The organism is Saccharothrix syringae, assembly GCF_009498035.1.
In the GTDB taxonomy this organism is placed as follows: Bacteria; Actinomycetota; Actinomycetes; order Mycobacteriales; family Pseudonocardiaceae; genus Actinosynnema; species Actinosynnema syringae.
Genome location: NZ_CP034550.1, coordinates 7,415,792 through 7,431,829 on the forward strand (window position 1 = coordinate 7,415,792; position 16,038 = coordinate 7,431,829).

Below are 16,038 nucleotides of genomic sequence, written 5' to 3' on the forward strand. Positions count from 1 at the left end.
CGCGAAACCCCGGGTGCTCCCCCTCCGCTTGGGCCATGCTGGCGTGGTCGAGGCGGAGGGGGACCGGGTGACACCCGAGGACGAGGCGATGGTGATCGGCGGACCGCGCCGGGTCGCCGAGGTGGCCGTGGCGGCGCTGGTCCAGGCGGGCGCGCTGGAGTTCGACGACTACGGCGGCGTGCGCGCCGCGCGCACGGGCGGGGCGACGACGCGGGCGCAGCAGCACGTGCTGGCGCTCGCGCGCCGCCCCGGCCCGCTGGGCGCGCTGGTGGACGCGACGGCCGCGCACGTGCGCGTGGAGCCGTACATCGAGCGGGGGCTGCTGGTCACGCCGCGGCGGTGGCGGGTGCTCACCCCCGTGTTCTGGCTGGGCAACGCGGGCGCGGTCGGCGTGCTGGTGGCCACCGCGCTCGGGCTGCCCTCCCCCCTGGTGCTGCCGCTGCTGCTGACGAGCCTGGCCGCGGCCGCGATCGCGGCCTACCTGCGCGGGCCGCTCGCCGGGGAGGCCCGGGCGTTCCACTCGGCGCTGCGCCGCACGCCGCTGGCCTCCCTGCCGCCGCTCAACCAGGTCGCGCGGGTGGGCCTGGCGGGCGGTGCGGCGGTGACCCCCGGGCGCAGGGCCGTCGGCGAGCTGCTGGGCGTGCCCGGCCCGGCGCTGGCGTCCCTGGCGCCGGGAGACCGCGGCCGTGTGGGCGGCTGGTGGAAGAGCTGGGTGTCGACCCCGGTCTGACCCGAACCCTTCAGAAACTTTCGACACCACGCCCGCGTCCATTCGCCAACGCTGGGCCGAACCAACCAATCCCATTAGGCGCAACAGCCTGGTCGGATTCGGACGATCACCAAGCAAGACCGAAAAGCAGAGATGGGCACCTCCGGCTTCGTTGACAACTTTCGGCGAGCCGGCCGAAACTTCAGGCATCGCAGTACCTGATCGAGCGACTGCCGCCGTCGCTCCCCATCCTGCTCAAAGGAGAGCTTCGATGATCAGATCGGGCCGCTTCAGGATTCGCTCGGCAGTGGTCGTGGTGGCGACGGCGGCGCTGGCCGCGACCGGTGCGCTGGCGACAGCGGCGGCGAACACCGGGACCACGGCGCAGGTCGACGACGTGGTGGCCGCGGCGGTGGAGGACGAGGGTGCCGACTGCCCGGTCGCACTGCCCGGTTCGACCCCCTCGAACTCGCGCCTGCCCGACCCCTTCACCCGCCTCAACGGCACCCGCATCACGTCGAGGTCCGACTGGCGCTGCCGACGCGCGGAGATCCGCGAGATGGCCGAGCGGTACGTCTACGGCGACAAACCGGCCAAGCCCGCCACCGTCACCGGCACCGTGTCCGGTTCGAGCATCACGGTCAACGTCTCCCACAACGGGCGCACCGCCAGCTTCTCCGCCGGCGTACAACTCCCCAGCGGCACCGGCCCGTTCCCGGCCGTGCTGGTCGTCGGCGGCTTCGGCGCCGACACCGCCACCATCCGCGCCGCCGGCGCCGCCGTGATCAGCTACGACCCCATCGCGGTGGGCCGTGAGGGCACCGGACGCGCCAACAAGCAGGGCGCCTTCTACAGCATCTACGGCAACACCAGCACCACCGGCCTGCTCGCCGCCTGGGCGTGGGGCGCCAGCCGCATCATCGACGTCATCGAAGCCTCCGGCGGCACCACCCTGCGCGCCGACGGCGTCGGGGTGACCGGGTGTTCGCGCTACGGCAAGGCCGCCTTCTCCGTCGGCGTGCTCGACCAGCGCATCGCACTCACCATGCCCATCGAGTCCGGCACCGCCGGCCTGCCCATCTACCGGGGCGTCAACGCCGAGGGCGGGCAGACCCTGGCCAGCGCCTACGGCGAACAACCCTGGTTCGGCGACGCCTTCGGCTCCTACACGAACAACCCCAACGCCCTCCCCCTCGACACCCACGAGCTGGTGGCCATGGTCGCCCCCCGCGGCCTGTTCATCATGGACAACCCCCACATCGCCAACCTCGGACCGCGTTCGGCATCCGTGGCGGCGTTGGGCGGCGCCGAGGTCTACAAAGCACTGGGCGCGGGCAACAACATCCTCTACCACTCCAACGTCTCCGACGGCACCCACTGCGCCACCCGGTCGGAGTGGCGCACCCCGCTCCAGCAAGCCATCGGCAAGTTCCTCCGCAACACCGGCAGCTTCACCGGCGGCATCACCATGCACAGCAAGGCCACCGGCAACCTCTCCCAGTGGCGCGACTGGACCACCCCCACCCTGACCGACGGGACCACCACGACGACCACCACGAGCACCACCACGACGACCACCACCACCACTGACACGACCCCGACCACCCCGACCACGCCGACGAACCCGGCGGGCGGCTGCACGGCCTCGGTGTCGGTCAACCAGTGGAACGGCGGTTTCGTGGCCGCGGTCCGCGTCACCGCGGGCTCCTCGCCGGTCAGCGGCTGGACGGTGTCGATGACCCTGCCCCCGGGCGCGACCATCACCAGCGCGTGGAACGCCAACCGCAGCGGCAACTCCGGTGCGGTCGACTTCACGAACGTCAGCTTCAACGGCTCCGTCGCCGCGGGCCAGTCGACCGAGTTCGGCTACCAGGCCACCGGCACCGGCGCGGGCATGACCCCCACCTGCTCCGCCAGGTAGCACCGCGACGCCCGCCGGGGCCCGGTGCGGAGGTGACCGACCTCCGCACCGGGCCCTTTTCCACGCCCGGGACCGCCGACCACGGGGCGTCACTATTCACCCGATGGCGCTGAGGGCGCGAAATACCCCTGGTCACCGGTTCACCGCCGCGCGGTGAACCCCGACGGCGTGACAAAAAGAGCACGACCGCCGCGGGAGGTCGATCCCCAACAGCTGGGGGCAGCTACCAGATGAGCACAACCACGTCGCACACCTCGCCGTCCTGCGCCTTCGCGCCCGTCGAAACCCGGACCGGTCCCGGGCCGGCCCTGCCGGCCAGGGTCGACTGCACCACCACGACCGGGCACCCGGAACCCGTCGACGGCGTGCCGACTTCGCGGGTACACCTGGAGGTCGGCGTGCTCGTGGCGGCGGGGGTGCTGCACGCCCTCGGTGAGGTGGTGCAGGTGGCCGCCGCCTGGTCGCCGGCGTTCGAGCCGGCGCCGGAGCACGCGCACGGGCAGTACCAGGGCTTGTTCAGCACCAGCACCTCGGCGGGGCTCATGGCGGGGTCGGCGGTGGTGGCGCTGCCGGCGGTGGACGGCGGTCTCGCCGGCCGGCTCGCGCTGGGCGGGGTCTTCCCGGTCTCCTCGGCGGCGCTGCCGCTGGTCGTGCGCGACACCGACCGCTGATCGCCGGTCGCGCGGATCGTCGCCCAGCGGCTCCGGCCGAACGCGTGCCGTGCGCGGCCCGGACCGCCGATCGGCGGCTCCTCCCCGGCACCCGACCTGGCCGGGAGCCCCGACCGCGGGCGCTCGGCCCAGCGCCCGCCCGCCCCGTGGCGCAGCGGGCGCGACCGGGTGGCCGAATTCCCGGCCCGGGCGATCTTGACAGGGCTGGTCAACTTGTTCGCTATGGGGGTTTTCGCAGGCCACGAGGGTGGCATCCGCACTCTTGCGGTCAGCGCCGACCGCGGTCGGGTGGTCACCGGCGGCGAGGACGGCACCGTGCGCCTGTGGGACCTGCTGTCCGGGGACGGGCTGGGCGTGCTGCGCGGCCCCGAGGCGCCGGTGCGGGCGGTCGGGGTGTCCGGCGACCTCGTGGTCGCCTGCGACGAGGACGGCGTCGCGTGGAGCTGGGAGGCGGGCCGCGAGGCCGGTCGGCGCCTGGGCGTGCCGCACCGCGGCGCGGTGTCGAGCGCGGCCGTGGCGGCCGACGCCGGGCGGGTGGTGACCGGGTCGCCGGGCGGCGAGGTGGTGCGCTGGGACGCGGCGTCGAAGCGGGCGGAGCCGATGCCCGGCGGTCGCGGCTGGGTGCGGTCGCTGGCGGTCGGGCCGCAGGCGGAGCTGGTCGTCGCCGGGGTGGACGGGGGCGGGGTGCACCTGTGGCGCGGCGGGGACGTGCGGGTGCTCGACCTGGGCACGGTGCACGCCGTCGCGCTGCACGGGGACGAGGTGCTGGCGGGCGGGCCGGGCGGCGTGGTGGAGCTGTGGGGCGTCGGCGGCGAGCGGCTGGCCGCGTTCCCCGGGTTGACCGGGCGGGTGTCCGCGGTGGCGCTCGACGCGGCGTTCGCGGTCGCCGGCGACGCCGGCGGCACGGTCCGGGTGTGGTTCCGGGCCGAGCCTGGCGAGTCGCTGGCCCTGCACGGGCACGGCCGGGCCGTGCGCGCGGTGGCCCTGGTCGGCGAGCGCCTGGTCAGCGCGGGCGACGACGGCGCGATCCTGGTCTGGGACCTGCGGCGCGGCGTGCAGGTCGCGGGCACCGGGTTCAGCGGTCCGGCGCCGTCCCGGCGGCTGGCGGACTTCGCCGGCGACGTGCCCAGCCCGCGCGACCTGCTGGGGTTCACCGAGGACGTGCACGGCCTGGCCGCGCTGCTCACCGACCGGTCCACCGAGCCGCCGCTGTGCGTGGCGCTGCTGGGCGCGTGGGGTTCGGGCAAGTCGAGCTTCCTGCGGCAGCTGCGGGACCGGGTGGACCGGCTGGCGGCCGTGTCGCGCGACAACCCCGGCCGCAGCGCGTTCGCCGCCGAGGTGCGGCAGGTCCACTTCAACGCGTGGCACTACAACGACGACCGGCTGTGGGTGGGGCTGGTGGAGCGGCTGTTCCGCGGGCTGGCGCCGGACGGCGGCGACCTGGGCGCCGAGCAGCGGGGGCTGCGCGAGCGGCTGCGCACCCTGGAGGCGGTGCGGGGCGCGCTGGAGGACGCCTCGCTGACGCGGCTGTTCCGGCTGCTGGTGTCCGGCGTGGACGACAACGTGCGGCGGGCGCGGCGCAGGACCCTGCTGCTGGGCTCGGTGGCGGCGGGGCTGGGGCTCGTGGGCGCGGTGGTCGGCTGGGTCCTCGGGCAGGGCGCGCTGCTCGCGGCGGCGGCCTCGGTGGTGGCGGTGGCGGCCGTGCTCACGCCGGCCATCGCGTTCTTCGGGCTGGTGCTCAAGCCGCTGGCGGGCCTGCCCGCCCTGGTGCGCGGCAAGGCCGAGGAGCGCCGGGCCGAGCTGGACCGCGAGGTGGTCCAGGTGCGGGAGCGGCTCAACCAGCTCGACGCCGCGCGCCGGCTGGCCGACCTGGTCGACGAGGCGCGGACCGCGCGCTACGAGCAGTACCGGGGGCTGCTGGGCCGGGTGCACGAGGACCTGCGGCGGCTCAACGCCGACATGGCCGCGGTCCGGCTGGAGTGGGAGCGCGCCGGGGCGAAGGGGCAGCCGCCGCTGGAACGCGTGGTGCTCTACGTGGACGACCTGGACCGCTGCACGCCGGACAGGGTGATCGACGTGCTGGCCGCGGTGCACCTGCTGCTGGCGCTGCCCATGTTCGTCGTGGTCGTCGCCGTGGACCCGCACTACCTGCGGCACTGCCTGCGCGAGCGCGGCCTGGCACCCGACTACCTGGACAAGATCTTCCAGGTGGTGTTCGCCCTGCGGCCCATGGGCGACGGCGCCCGCGCCCTGGTGGACGCGCTGGTGCCGCGGGTGGCCGTGACCACCGACGCCCCCGCCGGCGACCCGGTGGCGGACGCACCCGCGGTGACGCCCCCGGACCGCGCCCCGGCGCCCCCGCCGGTCGCCACGCCGACCGCCGACCTGCGGCCGGACCGCCTGCTGCTGCGCGCCGAGGAGCGCGAGGCGCTGCACGACGTCGCCGCGCTGCTGGGCACCCCGCGCGCGGTGAAGAAGCTGGTGAACCTGTACCTGCTGGTGCGCACCGGCGGTGACGACCTGCCGCACCGGGACGTGCTGGTGCTGCTGGCCCTGCTGGTCGCCGACCCGCCGCAGGCGCGGCGCGTGTTCGAGGCGGTGCTGGCCGGGCAGCCGGCCGCCGGGGCCGCTTCACCCGGTTGGGCGCACCACCTGGACGGCGATCCCGCGTCGTACCGGGAGTGGGTCGGCACGGTCTCGCGGTTCGGGTTCGAGACCCACGACCTGGTCGCACCGAGGAGGGGGTAGTTCGTGGCAGGACGGTTACCGGCGCTCGTGGCGAGCGCCGCGGTCGGTGCGGCGGCGCTGCTGGCGACCGGGCTGGTGCCCGCGAAGGTCGACCGCACCAACTGCACCAGGGTCGTGGTCAGCTCGTCCACCGAGAAGGGCGACCTGGTCAAGCAGCTGGCCGACCGGTACAACCGCGCCGACCGGGCCGTCGGCGGCCGGTGCGTGCAGGTCGACGCCTACCAGCTGACCTCAGGGCGCGGCCTGACCCAGATCAAGGACGGCTGGAGGTCACCGGTGGACGGCCAGCCCCGGCCGCACGTGTGGCTGCCCAGCACGTCGCTGTGGGTCGACCTGCTGGAGCACCAGGCCGTCAGCCCGATGGTGGTGTGGGGCCGCGACAAGTCGATCGCGCGCAGCCCGCTGGTGTTCGCCATGCCGCGGGTGATGGCCGAGCACCTGTCCGGGCAGGTCGGCGAGATCCGGTGGGAGCACCTCCAGCGGCTGGCCAACGAGGGCTGGGGCGCGTTCGGCAAGCCCGAGTGGGGGCCGTTCGCCATGGGCAAGGACAGCGCGCGGCTGTCGTCCTCCGGCCTGGCCGCCACCATCTCCACCTACGCCGCGGGCATCGCCAAGGACGGCCGGTCCGACTACGACGACGAGGCGCTGCTCGACCCGGACGTGATCAGCTTCGTGAAGAACATCGAGTCGTCCGTGGCCTACTACGACGACGACTCCGTGGTGTTCCTGGGCCACCTGTACCGGGAGGACCGGAAGGGGCGCGACGTGCCCTACATCAGCGGCATGATCATGCAGGAGCAGATGGCGTTCCTCTACAACTCGGGCGCGCCCACCGGCAAGGTGGCCGACGTGGGGCACAACCCGGAGCCCAACGACCCGCTGGTGGCCGTGCAGCCCGGCGAGGGCACGGTCATGCTGGACCACCCGTTCGCCGTGCTGTCCAACGCCGACTCGACCGTCCGGGCCGCCGCCCGGGACTTCCACGACTTCCTGCTGGAGCGGGAGCAGCAGGAGGCGTTCGTGGCCACCGGCTTCCGCCGCCAGGACGGCAAACCGCAGCAGGGCATCGCCGACAAGGTCGGCGACCGCGACCTCAAGGAGGTCAAGCTGATCAAGACCCCGCCGGCCGCGGCCGTGGAGAAGATCCTCGACGGCTGGGACGTCGCCCGCAGGCGCGCCCGGGTGCTGCTCGTGCTGGACGTCTCCGGGTCCATGAAGGAACTGGCCGACCCCGGCTCGATCCACTCCGCGACCCGGTTGGACGTGGTGAAGGCGGCCGTGGAGCGCGGCCTGGGGCTGCTGGACAACGACGACGAGGTCGGGCTGTGGACGTTCTCCTCCGCCGCCGACCCCGCCGTGCCGCCCTACACCGAGGTGGTGCCCATCTCGCCGGTGGGCGCGGTCAAGGAGCGGTTGAAGACCGCGGTCGCCGCGCTCGAACCCAACGGTGACACGGCGTTGTACGACACCGTGCGCGCCGCGCGGCAGGAGGTGCTGGCCGACCTGGACCGCTCGAAGATCAACGCGGTGGTGCTGCTCAGCGACGGCGCGGACACCAGCAGTCGCCAGGTCGGCAAGGAGCAGCTGCTGGCCGAGTCCGACGCGACGCAGTTGGAGACGTCCGTGCGCATCTTCACCATCCCGTTCGGCCACGACGCCGACGTGGCCACGCTCGCCGAGATCGCGGCCGTGTCCAAGGCGGGTTCCTACGACGCGAGCAACCCGGTGGACATCGACCAGGTGTTCACCCGCGTGTTCAACCACTTCTTCCGCAATGAGCGCTGACCAGGGGTGGCGCGACCCGCTCGCGCTGGTGCCGGCACTGGCGTTCGGCGTGGCCGCGGGCCTGCTCACCAGGGACCGCCTGGGGTGGTGGGCCGTGCTCGCGGGCGCGGTGACCGGCCTGCTGGTGCTGCTGACGTACGCGCTGGTGCGGTCGCTCGGGGGGCCGCGGGCGCGCCGGGGCCCGACCGACGTGGAGCGGGCCGGGGTGCTGCTGGCGGAGGCGCGGCGGGCCGGGCGGGACGTACCCGGTTCGGCGCCGGTGATCGCCGCGCTGGACCGGCACCTGGTGCTGGTCGCGGTGCCCGCGGACGAGGTGCCGGTGGCCAAGGTGCTCGGCGAGATGGAGGCGACGAGGGACCTGCTGCGCCGGGCCGCGGCGGGGGACGAGGCGGTGGACGAGGACCTGGCCGTGATGCTGCGCGTGCTGCGGGCGACCCAGCAGGCGGTGGACGGCGACCGGGCCGGGTAGCCGTTCCGGGCGGGGTCCGGAGTCCGGCGCGGCTCCGCTCAGCCGAGCACGTGCTCGGGCGCGGAGAGGACGGCGGTGACGCGGGGCGCCCTGCCCAGCCGCGTCAGGGGGAGCGGCCGGTCGGCCAGGCGCGCGGCGACGGCGCCCAGCAGGCGCACCTCCGACGTCGCGGCCACGCACGCGCCGGGGCCGACCGCGAAGGGCAGGAAGGCGTCGGGGCGGTCCGGCAGGTTCTCCCAGCGCTCGGGGCGGAAGTCGTCCGGGTCCGGCCAGTGGCGCGGGTGCCGGTGCAGGGCGTAGGTCGGGACCACGACGTCGTCGCCCCGCAGCACCGACAGCGTGCCGAGGCGGTGGTCGTGCCGCACCGGGCGGCGGTGCTGCCAGGCCGGTGGCCACAGGCGCAGGGCTTCGAGGGCGACGTGACCGGGGTGGGCGTCCCGCGGGTCGGTCGCGCGGCGGACCGCGATCGGGCCGGTCGGGTGGTGGGCGCAGACCAGCCAGGTCAGTGCGGCCGCGGAGGCGCCGACGAACGCCGTGACAGCACGCAGGTACATCTCACCGCGCACCGCGGGTCCCGCGGGTCCCGCATCGGACGAGCCGGGCGCGGGCTCGTCGGCCGGCGCGGCCGGTGGTCCCGCTTCACCGGGACGGGCGGCCGGGCCGGGCGCACCGGCCAGGTCGGGCAGACCGGGCACGGGCTCGTCGGCCAGCGCGGCGGCGGCCCGCGCGCACAGCCGCTCGAAGGCCCGGTCGTCCGCGCCGCGCCGGGAGCCGGTGACCATGGCGTGGAACACGGTGTCCAGGAACTCGTCGACAACAGCGCGCAGCTCGGCGTGGTCGAGCCCCAACGACCGGCCGTGCGCCTCGGCCACCGCGTGCAGGCAGGCGCGGTGCAGGTCGCCGCGAGCGGCGGCCAGCGACTCGACCGCGAGCTCGGCCGCGCGATCCTCGTCCTCGGCGGCGAGGGCGCGGTGGACCCACCGGTTCCACGCGGTGCACTGGACCGGTGGCAGCGCCACGCCGCCGGGTCGCCAGAACGCGGGCACGTGGTCGAGCCGCTCGTCACCGTCGACCAGGACCTGCCTGGCCAGCCGCGCGTCGCAGACCACGACGCTGCCCGCCAGCGTCCGGAACACCGGCTTGCGCACGCACCGGCGGTGCAGCCGGCGCAGCGCCCGCCAGTCGGCTCGGCGGATCGGACCGAACGACATGCGTCGGCAGACCGAACGGCACGCGTCAGTAGTAGGTGTAGATCGGCCTCCAGGCCAGTCGCCGGATTCCGCGTTCCACCCCGAGCCGGCGCAGCAGCGGCCTGATCATCCTCTTCACTCGTCCCCCTCGATGTTCGGCTGTGCTCACATCCCACTGAACGCGCCTGCGTCCCGGCTGTCAATTACCTCTTGAGGTGATGCGACAGGCAACGCAGAGCAACCATCCACAATGGACAAAGAAACCGGCACCTGTGCCACGACCGTCCACAAAGGACTACAAAGGGAGTGCCGCGGTCCTCACCCCGCAAGCGGTCACGCCCCCTTCTCCTCGATCCTGCGGCGCACCACCTCCACGTAGTCGTCGACCGCGGGTTCGGCGGCCCGGAGGTCGTACGGCGGTTCGCGCAGCAGGTCCCACGCCCGGCCGTACGCCCCGCCCAGCTCAAGGTCCTCGACCAAGCCGTGGTCGCGGGCCTTCTCCGCGTAGGCGTCGAACCGGGCGCGCAGCAGGTCGTAACGGTCCACCAGCCCGTCGAGCACGGCCCGCCACCGCCTGCCCTCGGCCAGCGCGCGGGCGACCTCCCGCTCCGACTCACCCACGTACCGCTCCACCCACGCGGTGTCGCCCGCCGCCCACGCCGACCGCAGCCGGTTCACCGCGCCGCGCAGGCGCGTCGCCCGCGCCCCGAGCACCGGGAGCCCGACGAACCGGGGCACGACGGTCACCTGGTGCTCCTCGATCGCCGCGAGTTCGGCCACCAGGGCGCCCAACGCCCCCAGCCGCACCGGGACGCCGTCCTCGACCGGTCCACCCGCGCCCGGCTTGGCACGCACCACGTCGACCTGCGACGACTCGCGCCGGAACGCCGCCACCACCCGGATGCCCTCGCGCCGGGCCAGCGGCACCAGCACCTCCTCGACCAGGCGGTCCGGCTCGGCGGCGTCGTCGACCGCGTCGACCACGACGGTGCCGCCGAAGCGGACCGCACGCCCGAGCCGTTCGTCCACGCGCCGCCGAACCTCGTCGGCGGTCCGCCCCGACGCGTCGACCGCGAGCACCACGCTGCCGGCGGGCGGGCGGCCGACCTCTCGGGGCGGGTCCGGCAGGCGGGCGGAGCGCTCGCGGTCGGCGAGGGCGACGACCAGCCGCAACGCCGCCGCCCCGGCCGACCCCCGATCCCCGGTGACCACAGGCCACAGCGCGCCGGCGCCCACACCCGTCACCCAGTCGAACAGGGCGTTCGCCAACGACACGTCAACGGCATCAGCGCGAGTGGCGGCCAGGCTCTCGTCGACCGCGGGCACCCCCTGCACCCACCGGCCCAGCAGCGGCAGGTGGCCCAGCACCGTCTCGACCGGGATCATCCACCCGACCAGGCCGGCGTCGCCGCTGCAGTGGCCGACGACCACGCCGACGACACAGCCACTGGCCTCGTCGACGACGGCGCCACCGCGGTAACCCGCCACGATCGGTTCGGCCTCGCCGACGCGGTTCAGCCGAACCCACTCGCCGGCCGAGCCGGCGAGGTGGGCCGGGGTCCACAGGCCGCCGCCCGAGCCGTCCGGGAAGCCGTGGACGCGGACCGCCTGGTGGTCGCCCAGCGGCATGCGGCGCAGCGGCGCGCCGTGCGCGGCGGGTTCGGGCCGCTCCAGGCGCAGCAGGGCGACGTCGCCGCGTTCCCCCTCGGTCGCCGGCACCCACGCGCCCTCGACGACCGACGCGGCACCCCGGGCCGCCTCGGGCACGCCGACGAAGTCGACCACCACCCGCGCGTCCGGCCCACCCGCCTCCCCGACCACGCGCGCGCAGGTGAGCAGGTGTCGTTCGTCGAGCATCGTGCCGCCGCCGCGGAACCGCCCGGATTCGTCGGACAACCGCACCCGCCAGCGTCGCCGCTCGCGCTCGAACCCCATTGGTCGGAGGCTACGCGGACCACCGCGCGGCCCGCTCCGGGTTCGCGCAACGGTCCCGGGCCGGCGCAGTGGTCTCACCCGATCGGCGGAACTCGGGGCATTTGCACGATCACAATTCCGGCGAAAAGAAGCGCCGGAGGAATTCGCGCGCAATCCGGCGGAATTCACGCGCAACCCGATCAGCCGCGCGCGGCCCGACCGGTCAGCGGACGACCAGGGTCGCCGGGCCGAGCCGCAGCACCCCGTCGTCGAGGGGCACGCACCGCTTGCCGCCGCGCCCGCGCAGCGCCTTGAACGCGCCGGGGGCGATCACCGCGTCCATCCACGCGCACGGGTTGGCCGGCCGGTGCACCTCGAACCGCACCGGCCCGTCGCCGGAGTCCAGGCTGAAGACGGCGCGGCGCGCGAGCCCGTCCACGTCGAACCCGCGCAGCACGACGTTGCGCCGCACGACCAGCGGGTCCGGCGCGCCGGCCAGGCCGAGCCGGCCGGCGACGTGCTCCAGCGCCTCGGCGGCGAAGACCGTGACGGCGGCCAGCCGGTGCGCGGGGTGGTTGAAGTAGCGGTCACCCACCAGGCCGAGCCCCGCCCTGACCGCGACCTGGTCCCGGGAGACCGGCCCCGGGTCGGGTCGCGGTCCGTCACCGGGCCGCCCCTCGTAGGCGTGCACGGGCGAGACGTGCAGCGCCACGACGTCGACGGCCGTGCTCACCGCTCGCCGAGCTGCCACTCCGGCCGCACGTAGTGGCACGTGTAGCCGTTGGGGTAGCGCTCCAGGTAGTCCTGGTGCTCCGGCTCGGCCTCCCAGAAGTCGCCGAGCGGGGTCACCTCGGTGACCACGGGGCCGGGCCACTTGCCGGAGGCGTCCACGTCCGCGATGGTCTCCTCGGCCACGACCTTCTGGTCGTCGCCGTCGTAGAAGATCGCCGAGCGGTAGCTGGTGCCGATGTCGTTGCCCTGGCGGTTGCGCGTCGTCGGGTCGTGGATCTGGAAGAAGAACTCCAGGACCTGCCGGTAGCTCAGCCGCGTCGGGTCGAAGACGATCTCGATGGCCTCGGCGTGGGTGCCGTGGTTGCGGTAGGTGGCGTTGGGTACGTCGCCGCCCGTGTAGCCGACCCGGGTGGACACGACGCCCGGGTGGCGGCGGAACAGGTCTTGCACGCCCCAGAAACACCCGCCCGCGAGGACAGCCTTCTCGGTCACAGTGGCCATGTGGTCGCTCCGCTCTTCGACTGGTTGGTGCCCACCACGGTGAACGCTTTCACACCTCGGTGTCATCCCGCTGTGACGTGTGACCCGTGCCGTGGGTCGAGGCCCGCCCGCCCCCGGCCCAGCGCACGCCCCCGGCCCCGCGCATGCCCCCGCCCGCGCACGCCCCCCAGCCCCGCGCATCCCCCCGCCCGCGCACGCCCTCCAGCCCCGCGCAGGTGCCCCAGCCCCGCGCAGGTGCCCCGGCCGGGTGCACCTGTCCCACCTCCGGGTGGAGCACGCGCCGCCGCCCGGCGTGACGGGCGCGGGCGGGGTTAGAACCGAAGCGTCGATTCCCACCCAGCGGGCGCAGAGGGGTTCCACCATGTCCGTCCAGACGTTCGACCAGGCCACCACCGGCTACAGCCTCCGGCAGGCGTACTGCATGGCCCAGGCCGCCAAGCTCGCCTACCAGTCGCCGGCCGAGGTGGAGGCGGCCGCGCGGGAGTGGGGCTTCGACCGCGTGCGCCACCACGAGACGACATTCCGGCCGCCGTTCCCGCTGGAGGACACCCAGGGCTACACGGTGGCCGGGGACCGCATGATCATCACCGCGTTCCGGGGCACCGAGCCGAAGAAGATCCAGGACTGGCTGTCCGACGCCACCACCCCGCCGTGGCCCGGCCCGGCGAACAGGGGTTTCGTGCACTACGGCTTCGGCGAGGCCCTCCAGTCGATCTACCCGCAGGTGCGCGACGCCATCACCGAGTTCCGCGACGCCGACCAGACGATCTGGTTCACCGGCCACAGCCTCGGCGGCGCGCTCGCCTCGCTGGCCGCCATGCGCCTGTACTTCGAGGACCCGGGGCTGCTCGCCGACGGCGTCTACACCTTCGGCCAGCCGCGCGTGTGCGACGCCACCCTGGCCGCGGCGCACGACGAGGCGTTCCGCGACCGCACGCACCGGTTCGTCAACAACAACGACGTCGTCCCGCTGATGCCGCCCGAGCCGGTGTTCAAGCACGTCTCGGCCGTGCACCACATCGACGCGAACGGCAAGGTCCGCGACCGCACGTCGCCGGTGGGCGGCCTGACCGACCGCGCCAAGGGCATGACCGCCGACCCGCTCGCCCCGGCGAGCGACGGCGTCCGCGACCACCTCATGGCCCGCTACCTGGAGGCGTTGGAGAAGAACCTCGACTGACCGCTACCCGACGACGACCCGGTCCCACGTCGCCCGGTGGGCCTCGAAGTGCTCGACGTCGCGCAGGTAGAGGTCCGCGTGGCCCTCCTCGATGTGCCGGGCGAAGTTCGGGTCGCCCCGCGCGGCGGCGGCGCGCATGAACGCCACCAGGGCCAGCAGCCGGGGCCCGAACGCGTCGACCACGTCGCGCCGCTCGTCGCGGGTGCGGCCGTAGGCGTCGAGGAACAGCCTGACCCGCCGGGCCTGCCCCGGCACGTCCGGCACGTCCGGCGCCTCCACCGTGGACACCGGGGCGAACCGGTACACCGCGTAGGCGAGGTCCCAGCACCTCGGCCCGGGGTGGGCACCGTCGAAGTCAAACACGCCGGTCGTCTCACCGCCCTGGAACACGCAGTTGTAGGGCGCGAAGTCGCCGTGGCAGATCACCTCGACGGGCTCGACGGGCGGCGTCTGCCAGGGGTGCGCGGTCTTGTCCGGCAGCGGCGCGGTGGCGTCGTGGAGGCTGCGCAGCAGCCTCGCCGCGCTGGTCAGCGCGCTGTCGCGGCGGGCCTGCTCGGGCACCGGGTACGTGCCGACGACACCGGGCAGGAAGTCCAGCACCTCGCGGCCCTGCACGTCCACCCCGTGCCACCGGGGCACGCCGCGCACCCCGGCGGCGGCGAGCCGGCCGAGCAGCCACTGCACCGCCTCGCTCCACTCGCGCACCGGCCGCCGCACGGTGCGCCCTATTCGGACGACCGTCGTGGTGCCGCCGGACATCTCCTCCCCCTCCACCCGGCCGACGCTAACCGACCACCGCCCGGCGGCAAACCGAATTTCGCCGGGAAAGGCGTCCCGAAGGCGCCAATGCGCCCTGCACAAAACCTTCACGGGAATTCCGGGCCGACAAACGAGTCGGCGGCACCACCCCTACCATGACGCCATGACGAACGGATCGCGAACCGTCCCGACCACCGTGGTCGTGCCGACGTACAACGAGCGCGACAACCTGCCGGTGCTCGCCGGTCGGCTGCTCGACCTCGGCGTCGAGGGCCTGCGCCTGCTCGTGGTCGACGACGACTCGCCCGACGGCACCGGCGAGGTGGCGGACAAGCTGGCCGCCGAGCACCCGGACCGGGTCGCGGTGGTCCACCGCGAGGTCAAGGACGGCCTCGGCCGCGCCTACGTCACCGGCATGGGCCGGGCCCTGGCGGACGGCGCGGAGGTCGTGGTCCAGATGGACGCCGACCTGTCCCACCCGGTCGAGGCGGTACCCCGGCTGCTGGCGCCGCTGGCCGAGGGCGCGGCGGACTTCGTGATCGGTTCCCGGTACGTGCCCGGCGGCAGCCTGGACACCTCGTGGCCGTGGCACCGGCGCGCGCTGTCGAGGTGGGCGAACGTCTACGTCAACGGGGTGCTGGGGCTGGGCGTGCGGGACGCGACCGCCGGGTTCAAGGCGTGGAGCGCGAAGGCGCTGCGCACCGTGGACCTGGACAGCGTGCGGTCGAACGGCTACTCGTTCCAGGTCGAGATGAACCACCGGGCCCTGTCGCGCGGGCTGCGCGTGGTGGAGGTGCCCATCACGTTCACCGAGCGGGTGGAAGGCACCTCGAAGCTCACGCTGGGCGTGCAGCTGGAGTCCGCGCTGGTGCCCTGGCGCCTGCGGTTCAAGCGCTGACGGGCCTCCTCCCCGTCGCGCGGAGTTCACCCGGGCTTGGTGATCTCTTCCGCGTCCCGCTGGACAGGGGCGCGACGATCGAGGGGTCCGCTCCTCACCCTGCCCCGGAGGAACCCCGTGCACACCCTGCCCCGCACGACCTGGACCAGGCGCCTGGCCGTCACGATCAGCGCCGTCGCGTCCGTGCTCGGCCTCACCGTCGTGGTCACCCCGGCCGCCGACGCGTCGGTCTACGGCTCGTGCACCATCTCCCGCTGCGCCGACGCGCGTTCGGCCAGGACGACCTGGTCGTCGAAGGGCTACCCGAGCACCCGCGGCTGGAACAGCTGGCCGAACGGCCAGTGCAACTTCGCCGGCGGCCAGTTCTACAACCGCGAGGGCCAGTTGCCCGGCGGGCACTCCTACCTGGAGTTCGACGTCTACCCGCGGGCCTGCGGCGCGGCCCGCGACGCGTACCGGATCATCGTGGACCGCACCGCGGGCACCGCCTACTTCTCGCCCAACCACTACACCGACTTCTACCGGCTCTGAGCCCGACCGGGCCCGCGGTGCCCACGGCGG

At 74.4% G+C, this 16,038-nt stretch carries 14 protein-coding genes; 9 read left to right on the top strand and 5 right to left on the bottom strand.

Going from position 1 to position 16,038, the window contains the following annotated elements:
• Positions 1–67: 67 nt before the first annotated feature.
• From EKG83_RS31345 to EKG83_RS31370, 6 genes are all read left to right on the top strand, one after another.
• Complete coding sequence (locus tag EKG83_RS31345; protein ID WP_153278566.1) at positions 68–730, top strand: hypothetical protein; 663 nt, start codon at positions 68–70, stop codon at positions 728–730.
• Positions 731–980: 250 nt separating this feature from the next.
• Positions 981–2,630: a glucuronyl esterase domain-containing protein gene (locus EKG83_RS31350; protein ID WP_033429312.1), complete on the top strand. Its 1,650-nt coding sequence runs from the start codon at positions 981–983 to the stop codon at positions 2,628–2,630.
• 230 nt (positions 2,631–2,860) lie between these two features.
• The gene (locus tag EKG83_RS31355) at positions 2,861–3,301 is read left to right on the top strand and encodes an MFS transporter (RefSeq protein WP_033429311.1); all 441 of its coding nucleotides are present in this window, start codon (positions 2,861–2,863) and stop codon (positions 3,299–3,301) included.
• Positions 3,302–3,523: 222 nt separating this feature from the next.
• The gene (locus tag EKG83_RS31360; protein ID WP_033429310.1) at positions 3,524–6,049 is read left to right on the top strand and encodes a P-loop NTPase fold protein; all 2,526 of its coding nucleotides are present in this window, start codon (positions 3,524–3,526) and stop codon (positions 6,047–6,049) included.
• Between the two features lie 3 nt (positions 6,050–6,052).
• A complete protein-coding gene (locus EKG83_RS31365; RefSeq protein ID WP_033429309.1) occupies positions 6,053–7,834 on the top strand; it encodes a substrate-binding domain-containing protein in 1,782 nt (593 codons plus the stop codon).
• A complete protein-coding gene (locus tag EKG83_RS31370; protein ID WP_033429308.1) occupies positions 7,824–8,303 on the top strand; it encodes a hypothetical protein in 480 nt (159 codons plus the stop codon). Before EKG83_RS31365 ends, EKG83_RS31370 begins: the two co-directional genes overlap by 11 nt.
• A 38-nt stretch (positions 8,304–8,341) precedes the next feature.
• On the opposite strand, the gene EKG83_RS31375 is transcribed toward EKG83_RS31370, so the two are convergent.
• The 4 genes from EKG83_RS31375 to msrA all read right to left on the bottom strand — a co-directional run bounded on the left by EKG83_RS31375 (position 8,342) and on the right by msrA (position 12,640).
• Entirely contained in the window at positions 8,342–9,514 is a 1,173-nt protein-coding gene (locus EKG83_RS31375) for a cytochrome P450 (protein WP_051765006.1), read from the bottom strand.
• 312 nt (positions 9,515–9,826) lie between these two features.
• On the bottom strand, positions 9,827–11,428 hold the full coding sequence (locus EKG83_RS31380; protein WP_033429307.1) for a trypsin-like serine protease: 1,602 nt from the start codon (positions 11,426–11,428) through the stop codon (positions 9,827–9,829).
• 202 nt (positions 11,429–11,630) lie between these two features.
• The gene (locus EKG83_RS31385; RefSeq protein WP_033429306.1) at positions 11,631–12,140 is read right to left on the bottom strand and encodes an MOSC domain-containing protein; all 510 of its coding nucleotides are present in this window, start codon (positions 12,138–12,140) and stop codon (positions 11,631–11,633) included.
• Positions 12,137–12,640: a peptide-methionine (S)-S-oxide reductase MsrA gene (gene msrA / locus EKG83_RS31390; protein WP_033429305.1), complete on the bottom strand. Its 504-nt coding sequence runs from the start codon at positions 12,638–12,640 to the stop codon at positions 12,137–12,139. Before msrA ends, EKG83_RS31385 begins: the two co-directional genes overlap by 4 nt.
• A gap of 361 nt (positions 12,641–13,001) precedes the next feature.
• Between msrA and EKG83_RS31395 the strand changes: the two genes are divergently transcribed.
• On the top strand, positions 13,002–13,820 hold the full coding sequence (locus tag EKG83_RS31395; protein WP_033429304.1) for a lipase family protein: 819 nt from the start codon (positions 13,002–13,004) through the stop codon (positions 13,818–13,820).
• 3 nt (positions 13,821–13,823) lie between these two features.
• Here the strand turns inward: EKG83_RS31395 and EKG83_RS31400 are convergent, their stop codons facing one another.
• Entirely contained in the window at positions 13,824–14,525 is a 702-nt protein-coding gene (locus EKG83_RS31400) for a phosphotransferase (protein ID WP_407690736.1), read from the bottom strand.
• 217 nt (positions 14,526–14,742) lie between these two features.
• Between EKG83_RS31400 and EKG83_RS31405 the strand changes: the two genes are divergently transcribed.
• Positions 14,743–15,477: a polyprenol monophosphomannose synthase gene (locus EKG83_RS31405; RefSeq protein ID WP_033429302.1), complete on the top strand. Its 735-nt coding sequence runs from the start codon at positions 14,743–14,745 to the stop codon at positions 15,475–15,477.
• A gap of 117 nt (positions 15,478–15,594) precedes the next feature.
• Positions 15,595–16,008 carry a ribonuclease domain-containing protein gene (locus EKG83_RS31410; protein WP_033429301.1) on the top strand — a complete coding sequence of 138 codons (414 nt, stop codon included), beginning with the start codon at positions 15,595–15,597 and terminating at the stop codon, positions 16,006–16,008.
• Positions 16,009–16,038: the final 30 nt, after the last annotated feature.